The organism is uncultured Tateyamaria sp. (genome assembly GCF_947496075.1).
Classification (GTDB): Bacteria; Pseudomonadota; Alphaproteobacteria; order Rhodobacterales; family Rhodobacteraceae; genus Tateyamaria.
In genome coordinates this window covers 1,339,449-1,356,699 of sequence record NZ_CANMBJ010000002.1, presented here as the reverse complement: position 1 = coordinate 1,356,699, position 17,251 = coordinate 1,339,449, and the positions used below count along the sequence as shown (strand labels likewise).

The following is a 17,251-nucleotide window of genomic DNA, read 5'->3' as shown; positions in this document are numbered from 1 at the left end:
ACGTCCTTCATTTAAATTACTTTGGTTTGCCATTGCCAACACCAGCGACGTTCCTGAATTCCTTGATCCCGCTGGGTGCGATCTCTTCCATCAACTCGATAAAGTTCATTGGAACCATGCGCCGCATCCGTTCCGCCAGGTGCGGGATTGGGCTGCTTGGTTCAGTGCGGTTATAAAACTCGATAATCTGCGTGAGGCTTGCGATCACGTCCTCGCGGCTGTTGACACCTGAGCTGAGTGTCTGTTTTGCCGGGGCGGTCGGCGCCGCGCCGTTTGATGTTGCCGACCCGGCTGCCTGTGTGGTGGGATGTTCGTTTGCAGTTGCTTGCATGTTCGCCTCCATCACCTGTTTGGTGCGGGTCAGGAACAGCTCAAGTTCCGGAAAAATGAGGCCCGTACCATCCTCGAACTTGCCCGATGTGGTATAGACCTCACAAAGCCTGGCAAGCTCAGCCAGGGCCGAGGCGACATCGGTCTTCAAGGCGTCTGCAACCTCTGGCTCTTCTGTTGCGATGGCGCGGCACGCTGCAATGACACGCGCTTGGTTTCTTTCGTGACGTGCCAGTATTTTGGCTTTGTCATCTTCAGACAATCCTTGCGGCGCTTCGTTGATGCACTCGAAATCTGTGCGTGCGGCGTCGGCCATGTTCTGACCGGTGACAATCCCGATACCGCGTGGTTGCAGCAGGCCGTTCATTTCCAAATCGCCGAGGAGCCCGTTGTCATCGTTTTCGAGTTGCTTGAGCGCATTTGTGCGGCGCAAGGCAGCATCCCTAGGCGAGTCCCTGTCGCGCAACATCGGGTGCACGCTGTCCCAGTATTGCTCCAGCGTTTTTGTGATCAGTTGCAATCCCTGAACAAGCCCGCCAAGTCCGTTTGTATTGCTGAGCGCGCGAACGACAATCACCAAAAGGCGCAGATCGCGACCTGTCTTGGCTAACGATGCGGCTTCGTCAAAGAGGTCTTGCCATCCCACATTCGCGGCTGTGGGTGGATCGTCTTCACGTTCCGATTTTCGAACTTCACGTGCTGCGGGTTCCAGTTGTCGTTCAATCGCATGAAAAGCTGCCTCGTTGCGCAGATCAACGCCAGAGGGGGATTCCGAGTCTACAGTACTGAGGAAGCCGGACAGCTCCATACGAAATTCCTAGACAAAAAAACTACAACAAAAAGTGACTTGAGCTTTGTGGAAATGTCCGATTCGGTCAAATTTTTCCTGTCACGGACGTGCGTCAATGATGGAAAACCTGACTGCGCGAACGTTCTCAGGTCGGGTTTTCATGACCTCTTCGAGGGCCTCGACCGTGCCGTCCACACTCATTGTTGTTGGGTACAGACCATCGAACAACGATTCGTCGCTCAGAATCGCAATGATCTCGGATTTCCCGTAATTGGTGTCCGCAATGCGCGTGGCAGCCTTGCTGTTGTCGGCAAGGAATTCGTCGATCGTATGCAAAACACGTATCCGCCGAAGCCCACCTTCCACCTCCGCCATTTCGGCGATGCGGTTCTCTTGTCGGTTGATGTTGGGCACCAGGTGGAACAGAGTTCCGTCCGGGTTCACTGCCATCACCCAGAGCGCACCGTCAGCGTATGTGTCAGGCACAAGAATATCCACGACTGGATTTTGACCCGTTGTGAACACGCCAGAAAGGTTTCGTTCACCGGTTTCGCCATTGGACAGGGCGATAGAAACATCGCCAATTGGAACATCGTCCAGGATCTGCCGGATCGCGCAGAGCTGCGGGTTCAAGACATCTACCTGAACGTTCAATCCGCGTTCGCCGATCCGCGGTGTCAAACCGTCGGTCAGCGCGGTGCGTGTTGTCGCGTCAGCGACGTTGCCCTGAATTTCAATTGCTGCCGTCAGTCCGAAACGTCCATCTGTATCGCCTGACACCTCAAGTGGACCGCAGTCCGCCAAGCCAACCAGCGTTGACTGTACATCGGCCATTGTCACAATAAGTGGCCCGGCGTTGAGGTCGCTTGTGATGGTCCATCCTGTTGACGCAGCGAATGTACGCAGATTCTGGATCACAGTAGATTTCTCAGCCACGTTGGTGGCCAAACCGGTAATTTGAGCCGTCCGTTCCAAGACTTTTAAGTCGCCACTCTCCAGAGGCGCGAGAGCGGAGATGATGTCAGAGGCGTTCTTTATCCACTGATCACTGGGTACTCCGCGTGCCAAAGTAATGTTGCCAGTCGGAGCCGTGCCAAAAGCAGCAGTGACGCTCGCCTGCAACGCGGTCGCGTCCTCATCAGTTGGAGCAAACGTCGTGAGCGTCGGTGGGCCTGATGTGTCGAATTCGAAATCCAGCCTGTAGGTCTCAAGCGGAGGAGGCGGGTCGAATACACCGCCAAGCCATAGGCCGCCTCCGACCGCCACCAAACCAAGGATCGCAAAAACGGGGACCAAAGCTCGCTTCTTGAGCGGCTTCTCTTGTTGTTCCGTCGGTCGACCAGACGGTGCAACCGCCAAGTCAACATCACGCAGGATTTCGGCCGCGCTGGCGGGACGACTGTTCGGATCCGGTGCGGTAAGCCGGTCTATGAATTCTTTCAGCTTGTCCGGCACTCCCGCTGTATCGAGTGCACTTTGCTTGCGGCGAATGATCTCGCCCACGGCGGCGCTGGCGAACGGTGTTTCGCCTCGAAACGCAGCCAAAAGCGTGGCGCCGAGGGCATAAAGGTCAGAGCGTGCGTCCACCTGGCCGTCGATTTGCTCAGGCGCAGAATACTCGTATTTGCCCGCAAAATCTGAACCTACGATGGTTTTTGCACCTGAGGCGGTGTCCTTGGCGATACCAAAATCGATGATTGTTGCCTGAGCAGGATCGCCTTCTTTCAGGATGATATTGTCAGGCGAAAGATCGCGGTGAATGATGCCCTTGTTATGGGTTGCTTCCAGCCCTCCAAGAACGCGGTGCAGAATAATCAGCAGTTCCCGCTCGGACATCTGTCGCCGCGCCATTTCATCCGACAAGGGCGGACCATCCACAAAATCCATCACCAGAAAAACATGGCTGTCATCAGACAGGGAGCATTCCGTGTAACGCACCACCGCATCATGATGGATTGCGCGGATTTGTTCCTCGCGTTTCATCAGTTCGATGTAATCTGCATTCCCAGAGAAGTTGCGATTCAACGCCTTGATGGCGACCTTCCGACCGGTGATCTTGTTAGAAGCCAGATACACTTCACCTGTGCCGCCGCGTCCCAGGATGCGATCGACCTGATAGGTGTTGTTTAGGACCTGCCCAACGGTGAAAATGTCGCCCGGCAACTGACCTGTCATGTATCAACCCCTCTTAAATTCTTGGGATTCCGGTTTCAAAAAATGTCTTTATCTTTGAATTCACGATAGGTTAGCCTGACCGTGGGCGCGACATTTTTTTTGCCCATCTGTGTTTTGAAGAAGTCCATTTTCCAGAAGGAGGGTCTGATCATGGCCCAATCTGCCGCGTCCGGCTCGATCAAGCGCAAAGAGCTTGTGGGCAAGCTCAACCCATTGTGCCTCAAAAGCTTTTCTGCTGCGGCAGGCACCGCCAAGTCGCGCGGAAACCCGTATGTCGAGCTTGCTCATTTTGTACAGGCCATCGCTGCGGAACCGCAAAGCGACTTGAGTCTGTTGCTTGCCGCATCGGGCGTTGATCAAGGCAAATTGGATGCTGATGTGACTCGTGTCTTGGATGGTCTGCCTGCAGGGGCAGGCGCGGTTGAGGAATTTTCCGATCACCTTTTCCTTGCGATCCGTGAAGCGTGGACATTGGGCCAGTTGGAATATGGTGACGAAACGGTACGCTCCGCCTACCTACTTCTCGCCATGCTCAAAACAGGGGTTCTTGAAGGGCTGTTGTTTCGCATCAGCTTGGAATTCGACAAACTGGATGGCGCCGCCCTGGCAGAGCAACTGGACGAGCTTTTGGCAGACAGCGTCGAGGGTTCGACGCCCGAGGCACCGGACAAGAAACCTGCACCGGGCGGACAATCGGCGCTTGAGCAATATGCGACCGATCTGACCTCCGAGGCGAGAGACGGCAAATTGGACCCGGTGATCGGCCGTGATCCGGAAATTCGGCAGATGGTCGATATTCTCATGCGGCGGCGGCAAAATAATCCGATCCTGACAGGCGAAGCCGGCGTTGGGAAAACAGCGGTTGTCGAAGGCTTCGCTCAGCGCCTTGCCCAGGGAGATGTTCCTCCGCAATTGAAGGGTATTGCCCTTTGGGCATTGGATGTAACGCTGATGCAGGCCGGCGCTTCGATGAAGGGCGAATTTGAAAAACGGCTGAAGTCTGTCGTTGATGAGGTGCAAGCTTCTCCGACACCGATTGTGCTGTTCATTGATGAGGCCCATACGCTGATCGGGGCAGGGGGGGCAGCAGGAACCGGCGACGCCGCCAATATCTTGAAACCGGCACTTGCTCGGGGCGAGTTGCGCACCGTCGCGGCAACCACATGGGATGAATACAAGCAACACATCGAAAAAGACCCCGCCCTGACCCGGCGCTTTCAGGTCGTCAAGGTTGAGGAGCCATCCGTAGAGGTCGCCACCCGGATGTGTCGCGGCGTCGCGGGCGTATTGGAAAAACATCACCAGGTCGAAATACTCGACGAAGCCATTGCTGCTTCTGTCGAATTCTCTCACCGCTATATCCCGTCGCGTCAGTTGCCCGACAAGGCGATCAGTCTTCTGGATACGGCAAGCGCACGTGTCGCTGTATCTCAGCACGCAACGCCAGCCGCAATTGAAGACCTGACCCGGCGCAAGACTGCACTGGAACTTGAACAGGCCATTGCAGAACGCGAACAAGTCATTGGTATTGACGCGTCGGACCGGGCCACCCAAACCGCCGCAGATCTGAAAATCGTTGAGGGTGAGCTGGAGCGCGAAAGTGCCCGCTGGGACGCTGAGAAGGCTTTGGTCGCTGACATTATTGATTTGAGATCAAAACTCCGATCCACCGGACAATCCATTGACGCGGAAAGCGAAGATCAGCAGGCCGATGAAGCCTTGGATCCAGCCGAGCGCGAGGCCACCCTTTCGGAACTGAAATCGAAAATTGCGGAACTGACCGAAGAGCAAGGAGAAACGCCGCTGATCCTGCCGTCCGTCGATTCTGCCGCGGTAACGTCCGTCATTCAGGATTGGACCGGAGTGCCCGCCGGTCGGATGATGGCCAGCGAGGCGGAAAAAGCTTTGGAGATGGTGGAAACCATCACAAGTCGCGTGACCGGTCAGGATCATGCGATTGAGATGATCGCTTCGCGTATCCAGACCTCTTACGCCGGATTGTCCGCTCCTGAAAAACCAATTGGTGTTTTCATGCTCTGCGGGCCGTCCGGCGTTGGGAAGACCGAAACCGCGCTTGCGTTGGCTGACATGTTGTACGGCGGCGAGCAAAACCTGATCTCGATCAACATGAGCGAGTTTCAGGAAGCGCACACTGTCAGCACACTCAAAGGCGCGCCCCCGGGCTACGTTGGCTACGGGAAAGGCGGTATTCTGACTGAGGCAGTCCGGAGACGACCCTATTCGGTTGTCTTGTTGGACGAGGTCGAAAAGGCCCACTCGGATGTGCATGAGATATTCTTTCAGGTCTTTGACAAGGGCATGATGGATGACAGCGAAGGGCGCAGGATTGATTTTAAGAACACGCTCATACTGCTGACTTCGAACTGTGGCACCGACGAGATCATGGCAATGACCGAACAAGGCAAAGTGGACTGTGATCTCGACGATCTGACCGCATCCTTGCAGGAACCTTTGCGCAAGGTGTTCCCAGCAGCTTTGCTGGGTCGGCTAGTCGCCATTCCTTACTATCCATTGTCAGATGAGATGATAGAAGTGATCGCCGGACACAAGCTCAACGCCATCGCCAAGCGCCTCGAGAAAGAACATGATGCGGAATTGATTATTGGCGAAGGCACTCTTGACCTAATCAAAGCCCGTTGCACCGAAATTGAGAGCGGTGGGCGAATGATAGATGCGATCCTGACGAACACTTTGCTACCTCAGATGTCCCGTCAGCTTTTGGATCGCACGCTGGATGGGTCCACGTTGACGTCTGTCACAGTCACCGGTGGCGATGACGGGTTTTCATATGATTTCTCCTAGGGCGCGGTGATGCAAGTCTACAACCAAACTCGCTTTGTTCATGAAAAAACGATGGGACTGGATAAGGCCGGGCGCGAGTATCTTTCGTTTGTGTTCAAGGGGACTTGGGATTTTCCGGAAGAAGCTGGCCAGCCCGCGCAACTGGCCGAAATACAGACGCCATTGACCATGGCGGATGAGTATTCCGGCGAACCAGCCTATTCCGCTCCGGTTCGCGAAACTGACTTTGCCTTTCGTAAGCCACATCCCGAGGTTATCGTCCATGGGGCAGCTTATGCTCCGCAAAGCAAACAAGCGGACCGGGTTCGGGTCGGCATCAGGGTCGATGATTGGTCGAAACAGTTTGACGTGGTGGGCTACCGCGAATGGCAGGTGATCGGCCCCGTGGTCCGTGCCAGCAAAGCGCTGCCATTCCGTCGGGTTCCCATCGGGTACGACCATGCCTTTGGCGGGCAAGACAGGTTCGACCCCGAAGACGATACGCCTAAGGTCTACCGCGACAATCCAGTTGGGTGTGGCTTTGCGTCTCCCGCCTATCAGGACCAACTTACGGGTCTTGCCCTGCCGCTCACCGAAGCCATCGGTGAAGAGGTTACGTCACCCTACGGTAGCTACAAACCGATGGCGTTGGGGCCGATTGGACGGAATTGGCCGGATCGCTCGCAATATGTCGGCACATACGATCAGAACTATGTCGATAACATCTTTCCATTTCTCCCCCCGGATTTTGATGATCGCTATTTCCAATCTGCGCCACAGGATCAATGGCTCAGCGGGTTGCGCGAAGGCGCGCCGGTACTTCTGGTTGGCCTCACCCCCGCGGGTCAGGAACAGTTTGTCTTGCCCAAGACCAAAACACCGGTCACGCTATTTCGAAATGGTAAGATTTGCCTCGAACAGGAAATCACGGCCGACACTCTTTTAATCGACACCGAAGCGCGGCAGTTCAGTCTTGTCTGGCGATTAGAAGCGAGAATCCAAAAAGCCTTTATCGAGTTCAACGAGCTTTGGCTGGGGCCGCCAACGGGACCCATGGTTCGTGCCCGAGAAGAAGGACGTCGCTACATTCGCGCTGTCGCAGAGATCGGCAACGAAAGCGAAGACGCGTGAACGGATTGCGCATCTCTGCGGCAGGCATGGTCACGGCAGTTGGCCTGGACGCACCATCTTCGTGTGCTGCATTGCGGGCCCGCATTGACGGCTTTGCCGAAACGCGTTTCGCAGGACCGGGCGGGGAATGGTTAAGAGGTGCTGCCGTGCCCCTGCCACGGCAGTGGATCGGAGAAAAACGATGGGCGCACCTGGCAGCGGGAGCTCTTTTGGAAGTGTTGAAGCAGGCCAACGATTGCCAAAGTGTCGAAATCATCCTGTGTCTGCCCGAAGAAGACCGACCGGGGCGGCCCATTCTTGATGCCGACAGTTTTCTACATCGAGTGCAGAAGATTCTGGGGCTGGATTATTCCCTGCGCAGTAAGGTGGTGACGCACGGGCGCCCGTCTGGCATTGTGGCGCTTAGTACCGCACGCAAGGCTCTGGCCAGAGATCCAAACCATGAAATCGCGATCTTGGGGGTCGACAGCTATCTGACTGGGCGCACGATCCAGCACTATCTATCTCAACAACGCCTTCTAACAGCAGACAATCCTGAGGGTTTTCTTCCCGGGGAGGCTGCCGCTGCGGTTCTTTGTCGAGGGGCCGGGCCCGGAATGAACGTCGGTGGCATTGGTCTGTCCCGAGAAGAAGCACACTTTCTCAACGGTCAGGACGAGAATGGTTTTAATCTCCCATTGCGCGGGGAAGGGATGGCTGCCGCTTACAAGGCTGCGCTGTCTGAGGCCGGTCTTGGTCTACATGAGATCGGTGTGAAAATCGGCGACCTGATCGGCGAAACTTTCTGGTTCAAACAAAGCGAGCTTGCCTCATTGCGTACACAACGCGAACGCAGTGAAGTTCATCCTATTTGGCCCATCGCCGCGGCCTTGGGGAACATCGGTGCGGCGGTCGTACCGGTGATGCTAGGATGGGCGCTCGCCGCGGTGCGGAAAGACTACGCTCATCAAAAGCCGCTTTTGATTGAGTCGTCTGCCGACGACGGCGCCTGTGGCGTCGCGATTGTCGGAGGCCTTAGCGCATGACCGTTTTCGCAAACAATCTGGAGATTTCTGCAAAGGCGCAAGGCTGCAAAATTATCGCAGCATTCCCTGACACTTGTTTCACCCCGCCTCAAACTCCAGCTACCCCGCCGGGCGTGCCCATACCCTATCCCAATTTCGCCATGGACAGCGATCTGACCAAAGGCAGCAGCAAGGTGCTGATTGGCGGCAAGGAAGTGAGCATGGAGAATGCGAGCAAGTGGTCCAAAGTTTCTGGGGATGAGGCTGGCTGCGCCCCGAAGAAAGGCATCATTACATCAAAGAACACAGGCGCGGCTTACGCGAAAAAGTGGTCGATGGATGTAAAAGTGGAAAGCAAGGGGGTGGTGCGGTTCACGGATATGGCAACCACCAACCATGCGAGCGATCCCGGTGACGATGCGCCTTGGATCGTCGCGGGCATACCGGGGCCGCCAGTTGTATTCGAAAGCGCAAACTGCCTTGTTGGATCCTATGACGGAACGAAAGACGCGTGTAACGAACGCGGAGGCCAGGCACACCATATCATTCCGGACCAATACGTCAGACAGGGCAATCGCGGTACTCCGCCAAGTGATCCCGCATTTCCATCCGAAGGCGAGGGTTGCAGTATCTGTGTTGGTGGAAACGCCTACGGCTCCGCAGCTTGCGAGGCCAATCCGAGATCCGCGCGCGGAATTGCCAATAGGGATTCAACCGTCGAAAGCGGCCGCTCCTATGCGGCAGCGACTGGAACAACAAGCCTTGCCACGCTGCGCGGTCACGGTTTCCTGCATCAGTTTGACGAACGTTTCCGCGAAATGTCTCCTCCGTCAGTAGCGAACGCATTGAAAACCGCGAATGACCTGCTTGATGAATGCGTTGCATACGACCAATCCGCCGTTGATAGCGAATGCGCCGAGAAGGCGAAGGAATGCATCGCTCAGCAATACTCGACGGCGAAAAAGCAAAACAAAAACCTGAAGAAATTCAAACCACGAAGCCAAGCCTCCAAGGACAAGCGTCAGTCTCGGTTGTTTGGATAGTTTGTTGCAATCCTGAAGGGCCATTTGAATGTTTACGCTTCCGATCTCAGAAACACACGCCATCGCCATTGACGATTCAGATGAAGACAGCTGGTCTGTCTACACTGTTGATTTTGACAGATGGACGTTTGAGTCTTTCGACTTAGAGGGCGAAGGCTCTGTACAAGGCGCACATTATGACGAAAGCCGGGATTTGGTGTGGATTGTGGCGCATGGTGCATTGTTCGCCCTGCAGCCATCTGAAGAAGAACTCTTCGGAGCACCACAACCACCAAAGGATTTCTTCATTTACGCAGTTTTGGGTAACACGGATCAGGTCTATGCGTGTGGCGAGTATCAGAACCTTTGGCAGTTTTCCTGGTCGAGCAAACAATGGACACCCTTGCTGGAACCAGGCCCAAAACCACCACGCTCGGACGATGCGCAAACTCAGTCTCAAAGAGTGAAAGAGTATGCACGAAACCATCCTCCACTTTATGCCGGTTTTGCAGTAGGTTCTGACTTTGTTTTCTGTGGTGCGCTTGGCGCGCTCGTTCGGGTACGTCAAGGTAACGTCGAGACGACTGAAATCGCGACCGGTGCGCGCCTCGTTTCGGGGCACGCCGAAAATGGGCATATCGTGTTATCCGGGGACAGCAACGGGGCGGAAATTTACAAGGGCTATTTCGACAGTGGTTTTGAGCTTTTCTTTGCTGACAAACAGCCATCCCTGCATCGTACCGCGCTAAACGACGGGGACCGATTTATTGCTATTGCTGAGTACCCTGCATCCAATCTGCACAACCTTTACATCTACGAAGATGAGGAGTTGATCCCATACAATACGGGCTGTGCGCGCGAACCTTTTCCACTAACAAGCCTTTCCACGATTGGCGACACTCTTTGGGCGACTGATCTTGCTGGCATGTTTCGGCGAAAAAACGGGAAGTGGTCCTATGTCGGCATCGAAGATCTCAAGAGCGGAGCGTGGCCAGAGGATGCATGATTTTGATCAAACATGCCGCTCCAAATACGCCCTTACTTTGTCCACCTCCAAACCCGCCACGTGCATATCCTTCGCACTCGGCTGAAGCATTCGAACCACGAACAATTCGCCGCGTTCCGGGAACTCGGCAAGACGATCTTCGGCCATTGCCAACCCCTCGGCCCCAGCAATTCGAAGGCCGTCCAGATGCGCTTCCAATCGCTCGTTCAGCCGGGCGACTTCTTCCTCCTGAGCTTCTCGGTCGTCTGGGTTTTCTGGCTTTTGCTCCTGTAGAACCGCATCATATTGCGTCCAGAGGAAAGCTGCCTGTTCGGCATGCTGTCGAAGGATATCGGGTAGGGCAGGGGCCGCCATTAGTTCAGGTTGATCGATCCGCCGCGGATCCGGTTGGATGCAGAGGCGTGGCTGACCAGATAACTGCCACGAATGGTGATATGCCCGTCCTTCTCCATGATGATACGCGCCTTTCCGCAGCGAAGATCAATCCGGTCCTGCGCTTCGATCACGACGCGGTCACCATCTCTAACGATATCAACCGCTGGCCGTTCCGGCTCGGTCACTCCGGGTTGGACGATACGACCGATAATTAGGGGCCGGTCACGCCGCCCGTCTTCGAAAAGGAGCGCCACTTCGCATCCTGTGTCCTCGGATCCCAGCGCCACGGTTGATCTTGCTGCAATCGCCTCGTCTTTGGGGTTTCCAGCGAAAACGACCTGCGCCGCGCCATCCTGCACACCAAGAAAGATGCCAATGGCCACTCCATCCAGCGTTTCATTCGCTATCATCACTGGCGCCTCCCTTTAGCTGCAGTGCTTTGCGGGTGAACCTGTTTTGTGGTGGCGGAACACCAATGCCTCGCGGCCAAACCCGGGTCGAAATACTCTGCAATGCCTGCCAAATTTAACTGAATACTGAGCCACATCTATGCGTTCGATCAATACTTTCAGCCTAGCTTAGTTAAAGAATTGAGGCAAACCCTTGTGTTCGGCTCATTGGCCATTTGCAAGGTGTCAATCAGCCTATCCGGCTGGTGGCGAAGGGTCGAGGTTCGCAGCCAGTTCATTGAAAAGAAGAGATATATCTGACCTGAGTTGTGGTGAAAGCATGCCCAACGGCAGTTGTCGGATTTGCTTTTCAGTGGGTGCCAGGTAGCTTTCAACAGAGTCAACAAAGTGGCTGCCATACTTCTGTGCAACCGCTTCTTGCTCCTGCGCGATCCAGTTCGTTTCATTCGAAAGGGTGATGGGTACTGCGGCATGATACTGAGCGGCAAAACCGGGCATCCAGTCCAACATATCGTCCGCGATACGTTCAAACAGCTTCTTTCTTAGATTGAGCCGCTGGGGATAGTTCAGGGAGGTGTTGCCAAAGATGTTCATGTGGCGACCCAGTTCGACCTGCCAGTCTGGGGCGGTTGTGTTTAACTGCTTGGTTCTGAAAGCGTTTTCGTGACCAATTCCAAAAATGTCATCCACGAAATCCTGACCGTAATTTTCCACCTCACCGTTCCGCGCATCGTAGCAAAGAATGCGCAAGGTGTCGGACCCAAAGAACTCACAAAGACGGTCCAGATGGAGCATTGGCAACGGAGGAACAAGATTGGGCCGCCCGGCGTCAATAACAGCGTTTTCAAGGTACTCTTCAAACGATAGTTTTTGACCGTGTTTGATCAGTTCGCGCCAATGGCTTGCCAGCAGGTTGGGCAAGCGACGGATGACATAGATGATCTCGACCCGAGTTTCGCCAAAGGCCGATCTCAAGCGCTCCAACCCTTTCATATCCAATGCTGAAATGAGCTCACTTGAAATGAAGACTGTGTCATGTTCGGCCATCTCATTGGCCAAATCCAACAGCAAAGAGCTGTCTTTGCCCCAGCAAGCGCGCGCCACGTCCTGATGTGCCGCGCCATCGAGTCCAGTGATCGGATAGTGGATACCATATCGCGCCAAAACACGCCTGTTCGTTGCAAACATATGCTGCAGCGCCGTCGATCCGGTCTTGTGTGGTCCCACATGAAGAACGATGCGATCGGCCATAGCGTGTTACCGATAGCCCAAATCAGCGGCGAGAGATTTTGTGATGTCTTTTACCGGAGACGTGTAGGGTTCCATCGAGATGGTTTCCGAACGTCCCAAAATCATGCCGTTGTTGGCATTGGGTGCGCCGAGAAGTAAGAATTGCAGGGTTTGTCTCATATCAACCCGCCCGGCTTGGAGATCTTCCATGCGGATTTCGGCGTAAGGCGTTGACCGCTCCAAAGCGGCTTGCCGCGCATTGGCCAATCGGCGCGTCCATGCGCTTGCCTGTCGCCGTTCCTCCCCCCGGGTATTCTGCAAGCGGTGGATCCAGGCAGGATGACTAAGGAAGTTCAGGACAGGGAGCGCAGTCTGTGGAACGATCGGCGACGTTTCAAGATGCAATCGTAGCCCGGGAAACGAAGCGGACAAGTTGGAAGACAGCTCATTGAAGTCAGCCTTTTTCTGCGCCAAAACAACGATGTCCGCACCAGACTTGATCTTAACACGCCGCTCCTCCGTACAGCGAAATATGGGCAGCGTCTTGGTTTCCGTCGGTAGGCTGTCAATGGCACCTACAATGTCAAACTGCGCAGCCGCCTTTCGATTCAGATGCCACAATTTCTGCAAATCGCGTCTGGCAAAGACACGGCTGTAGTACTGTCCCCGGATATCGTCCAACGACAAGCCCAGATAGTGATCAAGCCGCAACCTATTCAACGCCACGTCTTCCGCCCTTCGAGAGATGGTATGCCCGCCCGTCGCCATCCAAACATCCAAGGGTGCGTCGCGACGGAAAAGTCGCTGTTTCTCGTCCCGCTCCATCATCCTTGTGGTTTGGTTCATAGTTCTACGGAAATTTCTGGAATCGTGCACCTCATCTTCGAACAACGGCAGATGCAGGTATTCTTCACATGCGAAAGCGGCCTGATTGACGGAACGCACTGCCTCGGGAATGGTCAATCCATCTTTGGGCGTGAGGAATTCATCTACATCCGCATGAATTACCCAATCACCCTTCTGGGCCTGCATGACCTGCGACTTCAGTTCTAACTGCGCAGTCAGATCGAACGCACCGAAAAAGGGTGTGGAAATGATATCCTTGACCGATGTTCCCAGATGTCCGGTAGCGATCCTTTCGGTGTCATCGGTCGATCCATGATCGATCACAACAGTCTCGACGCCCATTTGTCGGTAATGATCTATGAACGCTGGCAACATGGCTTCCGCGTTGCGACATGTCACGATGGCGGTCACTTCGGGGTGTTGACGTCCAACAACCGGTGCCGACTTTGGATCGGTCTTTGCAACACCGGGGAAGTCCAGTTTCTTATCGGAGTGATACTCTGCAAGCTGAGAAAGCTTGTCCTGCCGATTTGAGAGTGGCAGTCCAATTCTTTTGAACAGGCCCAGTCGGCGTAAAAAGACATCCGGTTCGTTTACGGCCAAATACTCCTCATGTTTGCGGGCATTCAGTGCAAGCAATGCCGGCAGGGCTCCGATGGGGATGCTCTTGGTCTTGAGCAATTGCCAACTGATGCCAAAGATCGGCCACCGTCTGAGTTTGAAACGTTCCGAACCTTCCGTACCGCATGCTGCATAGGTGATCCAGCCCGTTTCCTCCCGAAAAAGCAGACATGCAGGAAGCGAAAGCTGTGGTCCCTTCGACAGCAAAGACACCATGAAATACCAGTCGTATGCGTATCCGGCATGCATCGGAAAAGAAGTGCGCGCAGCCTTGGTCCGCATCAATCCATACATCCGCGTTCCACCCGGATGGGCGAGATATCGTTTGATCCTTTCTGTCTTGAGACCCTTCAGAAATCCAAGGTTGGGGACTGGATGAGGCGGTTCACCTATGAAGGCAGCAGAAGGGATGACAGACACCGCTGAAGGCGCGGCATCAAGCGCAGCAACCGTCGCTTCTAGAAAAGCAGGATCCCAATAATCGTCACCTGCAAGCCAGGCGAAGTAGGTTGTGCGTGCTTTCCTGAGGGCAAGTTCAAAGTTGTGAAAGACCATCCGTCGATCATTCACGCGTACCGATATACGTGGGTCAGCCGTCGCTAATTCTTGCGAAATTCCAAACGTTTCGTCGTCGGATTGGTCATCCGTGATCAGAAGTTCCCAGTCCCGAAATGTTTGCGCCAACACGGAAGACACTGCACGTTCCAACGTTTCGGCGTTGTTGAAGACGGGCATTCCGATTGTGACGCGGGCGGTCATGCGTCAACCCATCTAAACTGCATGAAACGCGACACCGCTTGGTTTTCGCGTCATGGCCAATGTTGAGATAAGATTGGCTGCCTGCTGCGCCCCGTTTTCCAACTTCGCGCGGTTACAATTCAGCCGCAGTGTTTCGCGTGTTTTTGGGTCAAGAAGACGGCGCAGCGCTCTTTCAAACTGCACCGCGTCATAGCTGCGCGCACTGAGTGCCAAACCACATTGAGCGGCGTAGTCCGCACGCAGCCATTGTTCGTCCTGTTCGGGATGTTGGTTGGCCGTAAACAAAGTTGGCAGAGCGGCTGCTATGTTCTCGTGAAACGTATTGTAGCCTGCCAGTGCTATCGCACCGTCGAAAGCATTCAGCAGCTTTGAAATCGGAAACGCGTCCAAAGTCTTCACGAAGGCCGGTAACTCAGGCGCTTTTTGCGTTATACGCCATCGCGCGAAAACGAGCTGGATCGGGCGCGCCTGCAAAGCGGGATCGCCGATCGAGCAGATTTTCTTGAGCACCCCTTGCATGTCAAAATTGTTACCGGAGCCCAATTGCAATACAAATGCTGGACGATCCGGATCGAGCCCGATCAACGCACGCGCAGCTTTGCGATCCAAAATCTCTGACTGATCAAGATAGCGGATGCTCGGCACTTGCCGCGCCTCAACTCGTCTCCCAACGGTTGGGCCACGATCCACGGGTGCCGCGAGTTCACCTGGTTCTAGCACCGTATCAAATCGGGAAGCATGCTGCAGGAACTCTTCGCCTACATCTGCCGGCCAAAGTGGTCTGCGTTGCCAGACACTCCACATCTGCGGAAAGTCCGGAAGAACCCGAAGCAGCGGATCATAGGGAACATTTCCATCGAGTACCAGCACATTGGGCCTGTGAAATCGCAAAACCATGTCCAACTCGGCCGAGAGTTTTTGGTTCCAATCGCTGTACTCGATCCCAATGGATCTAAAAAACGGCAGGTACTCAACCTTGAAACCCTGTGTCTCGGCAACACCAAACGCCTTGCTCATCGTCACAATGACAGGGTCACACTGATCGGACAAACGTCGTGCGGTTGCCAGACAGCGGGTAATGTGGCCCATTCCGACGCCATTGGACGTTAGGTAAAGAACACCGGCCTTGCGTGCAGCGGTAGCTTGTGGAAGCCGGTTCGGCGGGCCGATCATTGCTGCGACCCGAGCGACGGATTTATCCGGGCCGAAATGCGATTTCACGAACTCCACGGCACGCTCTGACTGTTTGGTGTAGGCTTTGGGGTTATTTTCAAAGCCCAGTACTTTGTCCAAGACTTCAATCGGCTCGCAATACACTGCCGCGTGTCGAAAGAGCGGTTCGAAGTGTTCAGGCAAAAAACAAACAAGACCGGCCGCCATGGCTTCCAGAATGGACCGACCAAAGGCTTCAGCCCAAACCTCGCTATGGAAGTAAGAGAAATAGTCCAAACCAGCCAGAAAGTCTTCAACCGGCATGGCGCCAAAGGGCAGAACATCCCAGTTCTGAGGTCGTTCCTCGACAATCTCATCCAGCTGGTTGCCCCATCCCATCAGTCGAACACGGAGTTGTTCCGCTTCCGGGTAGGCATTCTTGAACTCTGTTTCACTGTCCGGCCACTTTTCGACACCCGGTCGACTATGACGACCAAGCACCGGCAGCTGCCCCTTCAGTCTGGGGCGGCTTTTGCGAAACCCATCAGCATCGATCGTGTTAACCCAATCGGACTGGGTCAGGGCAGGGGCCAAGGCGACCTTTTTGAATGCACCGCGAACCTTTGGACCAACAGGCGCCCAGACGACGTGGCCGAACTGCGCTTCTGTTATGCGCATTGAACGCAACAAATTGTATTGTTCGTTTCCGTAGGCATCGATGGGGGGATGATGCACAATCATAACAAAACGTGGACAACTGATCTCCAAGGGCAACGCCGGCAGGTGTTCGAACACAGCCGGATGATGCAGACAACACAACTCGGCCTCAACCGGTTGACCAGGTGGAACCAGACACGCCAAGCCATCTTCAGCCAAAGCGCGAATTCCAGGATGAAAGCTGCGCCGCCCATCAAAAAGGTTGCTCGCATAGGCCAGTAACCCGACCCTGTAACCCGCGCCGTGCAACGCCTTCACATCGGAGACTATGGACGTGGACGTTCCGCCCGGAAAGCGAAAGTCTCCAACAAGTAATACATCGACTCTCAAAACTGGCTTTCTCGCAAAAACTTGGGTTACTCTAGCAAGGAATTGATGTTTGTCTATTTGCAACGAACAAGGATTCCTGATGGTTTGGAGCAAGTTCAAGCGGGCAATTTCTGCAGGTCGTCAGGCGGTTGATGCCTCTTTGACTGGTGACTCATCAGTGCAAGAACCGTACAAAATCAGCTGGGCGCTGATACACTTGGACGATATCAAGACTGCCGAACACAACCTGAACGATCACCAAGTCATTTGCGAGCGATCTGGATTTCGCAGTCTGGTCATTTCCAACACGTTTCCACCGATTTTGATCAATCGTCCTGAGGTGATTTTTGAGTATGTGCCCTTGGACATGCGCTCAAGCTTGGATGAGGGCGCAGGGACGGCGACATCAGAAGAGTATTTGATGGCCCGCTTGGATCACATCACGCAGTTTTGGCAGGTTGTCGGATGTACATGGCATGGCAACCGCTCCACCGAAATCAGGTCGATTGCAGCCAAACGGCACGGGCCGGATTCTGTCTTTGCAGCCTGAAGTTGATATTCGTGTTTTGATT

Annotated in this window: 13 protein-coding genes; 6 read left to right on the top strand and 7 right to left on the bottom strand. The window is 54.6% G+C overall.

The genetic code is table 11. From position 1 onward, the window contains the following. Positions 1-16: 16 nt before the first annotated feature. Positions 17-1,138: a type VI secretion system ImpA family N-terminal domain-containing protein gene (locus tag Q1A51_RS10730; RefSeq protein WP_299596261.1), complete on the bottom strand. Its 1,122-nt coding sequence runs from the start codon at positions 1,136-1,138 to the stop codon at positions 17-19. Between the two features lie 81 nt (positions 1,139-1,219). Next, on the bottom strand, positions 1,220-3,295 hold the full coding sequence (locus tag Q1A51_RS10725) for a serine/threonine-protein kinase (RefSeq protein WP_299596264.1): 2,076 nt from the start codon (positions 3,293-3,295) through the stop codon (positions 1,220-1,222). 150 nt (positions 3,296-3,445) lie between these two features. On the opposite strand from Q1A51_RS10725, the gene tssH reads away from it, so the two are divergent. Genes tssH through Q1A51_RS10700 form a run of 5 tightly spaced genes read left to right on the top strand, consistent with a single transcriptional unit; the run spans position 3,446 to position 10,260 of the window. Next, positions 3,446-6,118, top strand: a complete 2,673-nt coding sequence (gene tssH, locus Q1A51_RS10720; protein ID WP_299596267.1) for a type VI secretion system ATPase TssH — start codon at positions 3,446-3,448, stop codon at positions 6,116-6,118. 51 nt (positions 6,119-6,169) lie between these two features. After that, the gene (locus Q1A51_RS10715; RefSeq protein ID WP_299596270.1) at positions 6,170-7,228 is read left to right on the top strand and encodes a DUF2169 domain-containing protein; all 1,059 of its coding nucleotides are present in this window, start codon (positions 6,170-6,172) and stop codon (positions 7,226-7,228) included. Next, positions 7,225-8,253, top strand: a complete 1,029-nt coding sequence (locus Q1A51_RS10710; RefSeq protein WP_299596273.1) for a 3-oxoacyl-ACP synthase — start codon at positions 7,225-7,227, stop codon at positions 8,251-8,253. The genes Q1A51_RS10715 and Q1A51_RS10710 overlap by 4 nt, the downstream gene beginning before the upstream one ends. Beyond that, positions 8,250-9,275: a DUF4150 domain-containing protein gene (locus Q1A51_RS10705; protein ID WP_299596276.1), complete on the top strand. Its 1,026-nt coding sequence runs from the start codon at positions 8,250-8,252 to the stop codon at positions 9,273-9,275. The genes Q1A51_RS10710 and Q1A51_RS10705 overlap by 4 nt, the downstream gene beginning before the upstream one ends. 28 nt (positions 9,276-9,303) lie before the next feature. Further along, on the top strand, positions 9,304-10,260 hold the full coding sequence (locus Q1A51_RS10700) for a hypothetical protein (RefSeq protein WP_299596278.1): 957 nt from the start codon (positions 9,304-9,306) through the stop codon (positions 10,258-10,260). Between the two features lie 6 nt (positions 10,261-10,266). Here Q1A51_RS10700 and Q1A51_RS10695 read toward each other — a convergent pair whose 3' ends face one another. The 5 genes from Q1A51_RS10695 to Q1A51_RS10675 all read right to left on the bottom strand — a co-directional run bounded on the left by Q1A51_RS10695 (position 10,267) and on the right by Q1A51_RS10675 (position 16,763). Continuing rightward, complete coding sequence (locus Q1A51_RS10695) at positions 10,267-10,614, bottom strand: hypothetical protein (protein WP_299596280.1); 348 nt, start codon at positions 10,612-10,614, stop codon at positions 10,267-10,269. Further along, positions 10,614-11,045: a DUF6484 domain-containing protein gene (locus Q1A51_RS10690; protein WP_299596282.1), complete on the bottom strand. Its 432-nt coding sequence runs from the start codon at positions 11,043-11,045 to the stop codon at positions 10,614-10,616. Before Q1A51_RS10690 ends, Q1A51_RS10695 begins: the two co-directional genes overlap by 1 nt. A gap of 234 nt (positions 11,046-11,279) precedes the next feature. Continuing rightward, on the bottom strand, positions 11,280-12,296 hold the full coding sequence (locus tag Q1A51_RS10685; RefSeq protein WP_299671279.1) for a hypothetical protein: 1,017 nt from the start codon (positions 12,294-12,296) through the stop codon (positions 11,280-11,282). Positions 12,297-12,302: 6 nt separating this feature from the next. Continuing rightward, on the bottom strand, positions 12,303-14,501 hold the full coding sequence (locus Q1A51_RS10680) for a glycosyltransferase (protein WP_299596288.1): 2,199 nt from the start codon (positions 14,499-14,501) through the stop codon (positions 12,303-12,305). Between the two features lie 12 nt (positions 14,502-14,513). After that, positions 14,514-16,763 (bottom strand): hypothetical protein, encoded by a 2,250-nt coding sequence (locus Q1A51_RS10675; RefSeq protein WP_299596291.1) that lies wholly within the window; start codon positions 16,761-16,763, stop codon positions 14,514-14,516. 16 nt (positions 16,764-16,779) lie between these two features. On the opposite strand from Q1A51_RS10675, the gene Q1A51_RS10670 reads away from it, so the two are divergent. Beyond that, positions 16,780-17,229, top strand: coding sequence for a hypothetical protein (locus tag Q1A51_RS10670; protein WP_299596294.1), 450 nt, complete (start codon positions 16,780-16,782; stop codon positions 17,227-17,229). The last annotated feature ends 22 nt before the right edge of the window (positions 17,230-17,251 follow it).

Excerpts from the sequence above, each read along its gene's own strand:
- Q1A51_RS10730 (WP_299596261.1), bottom strand. The coding sequence starts at position 1,138 with ATGGAGCTGTCCGGCTTCCTCAGTACTGTAGACTCGGAATCCCCCTCT.
- Q1A51_RS10725 (WP_299596264.1), bottom strand. The coding sequence starts at position 3,295 with ATGACAGGTCAGTTGCCGGGCGACATTTTCACCGTTGGGCAGGTCCTA.
- tssH (WP_299596267.1), top strand. The coding sequence starts at position 3,446 with ATGGCCCAATCTGCCGCGTCCGGCTCGATCAAGCGCAAAGAGCTTGTG.
- Q1A51_RS10715 (WP_299596270.1), top strand. The coding sequence starts at position 6,170 with ATGGGACTGGATAAGGCCGGGCGCGAGTATCTTTCGTTTGTGTTCAAG.
- Q1A51_RS10705 (WP_299596276.1), top strand. The coding sequence starts at position 8,250 with ATGACCGTTTTCGCAAACAATCTGGAGATTTCTGCAAAGGCGCAAGGC.
- Q1A51_RS10700 (WP_299596278.1), top strand. The coding sequence starts at position 9,304 with ATGTTTACGCTTCCGATCTCAGAAACACACGCCATCGCCATTGACGAT.
- Q1A51_RS10695 (WP_299596280.1), bottom strand. The coding sequence starts at position 10,614 with ATGGCGGCCCCTGCCCTACCCGATATCCTTCGACAGCATGCCGAACAG.
- Q1A51_RS10690 (WP_299596282.1), bottom strand. The coding sequence starts at position 11,045 with ATGATAGCGAATGAAACGCTGGATGGAGTGGCCATTGGCATCTTTCTT.
- Q1A51_RS10685 (WP_299671279.1), bottom strand. The coding sequence starts at position 12,296 with ATGGCCGATCGCATCGTTCTTCATGTGGGACCACACAAGACCGGATCG.
- Q1A51_RS10680 (WP_299596288.1), bottom strand. The coding sequence starts at position 14,501 with ATGACCGCCCGCGTCACAATCGGAATGCCCGTCTTCAACAACGCCGAA.
- Q1A51_RS10670 (WP_299596294.1), top strand. The coding sequence starts at position 16,780 with ATGGTTTGGAGCAAGTTCAAGCGGGCAATTTCTGCAGGTCGTCAGGCG.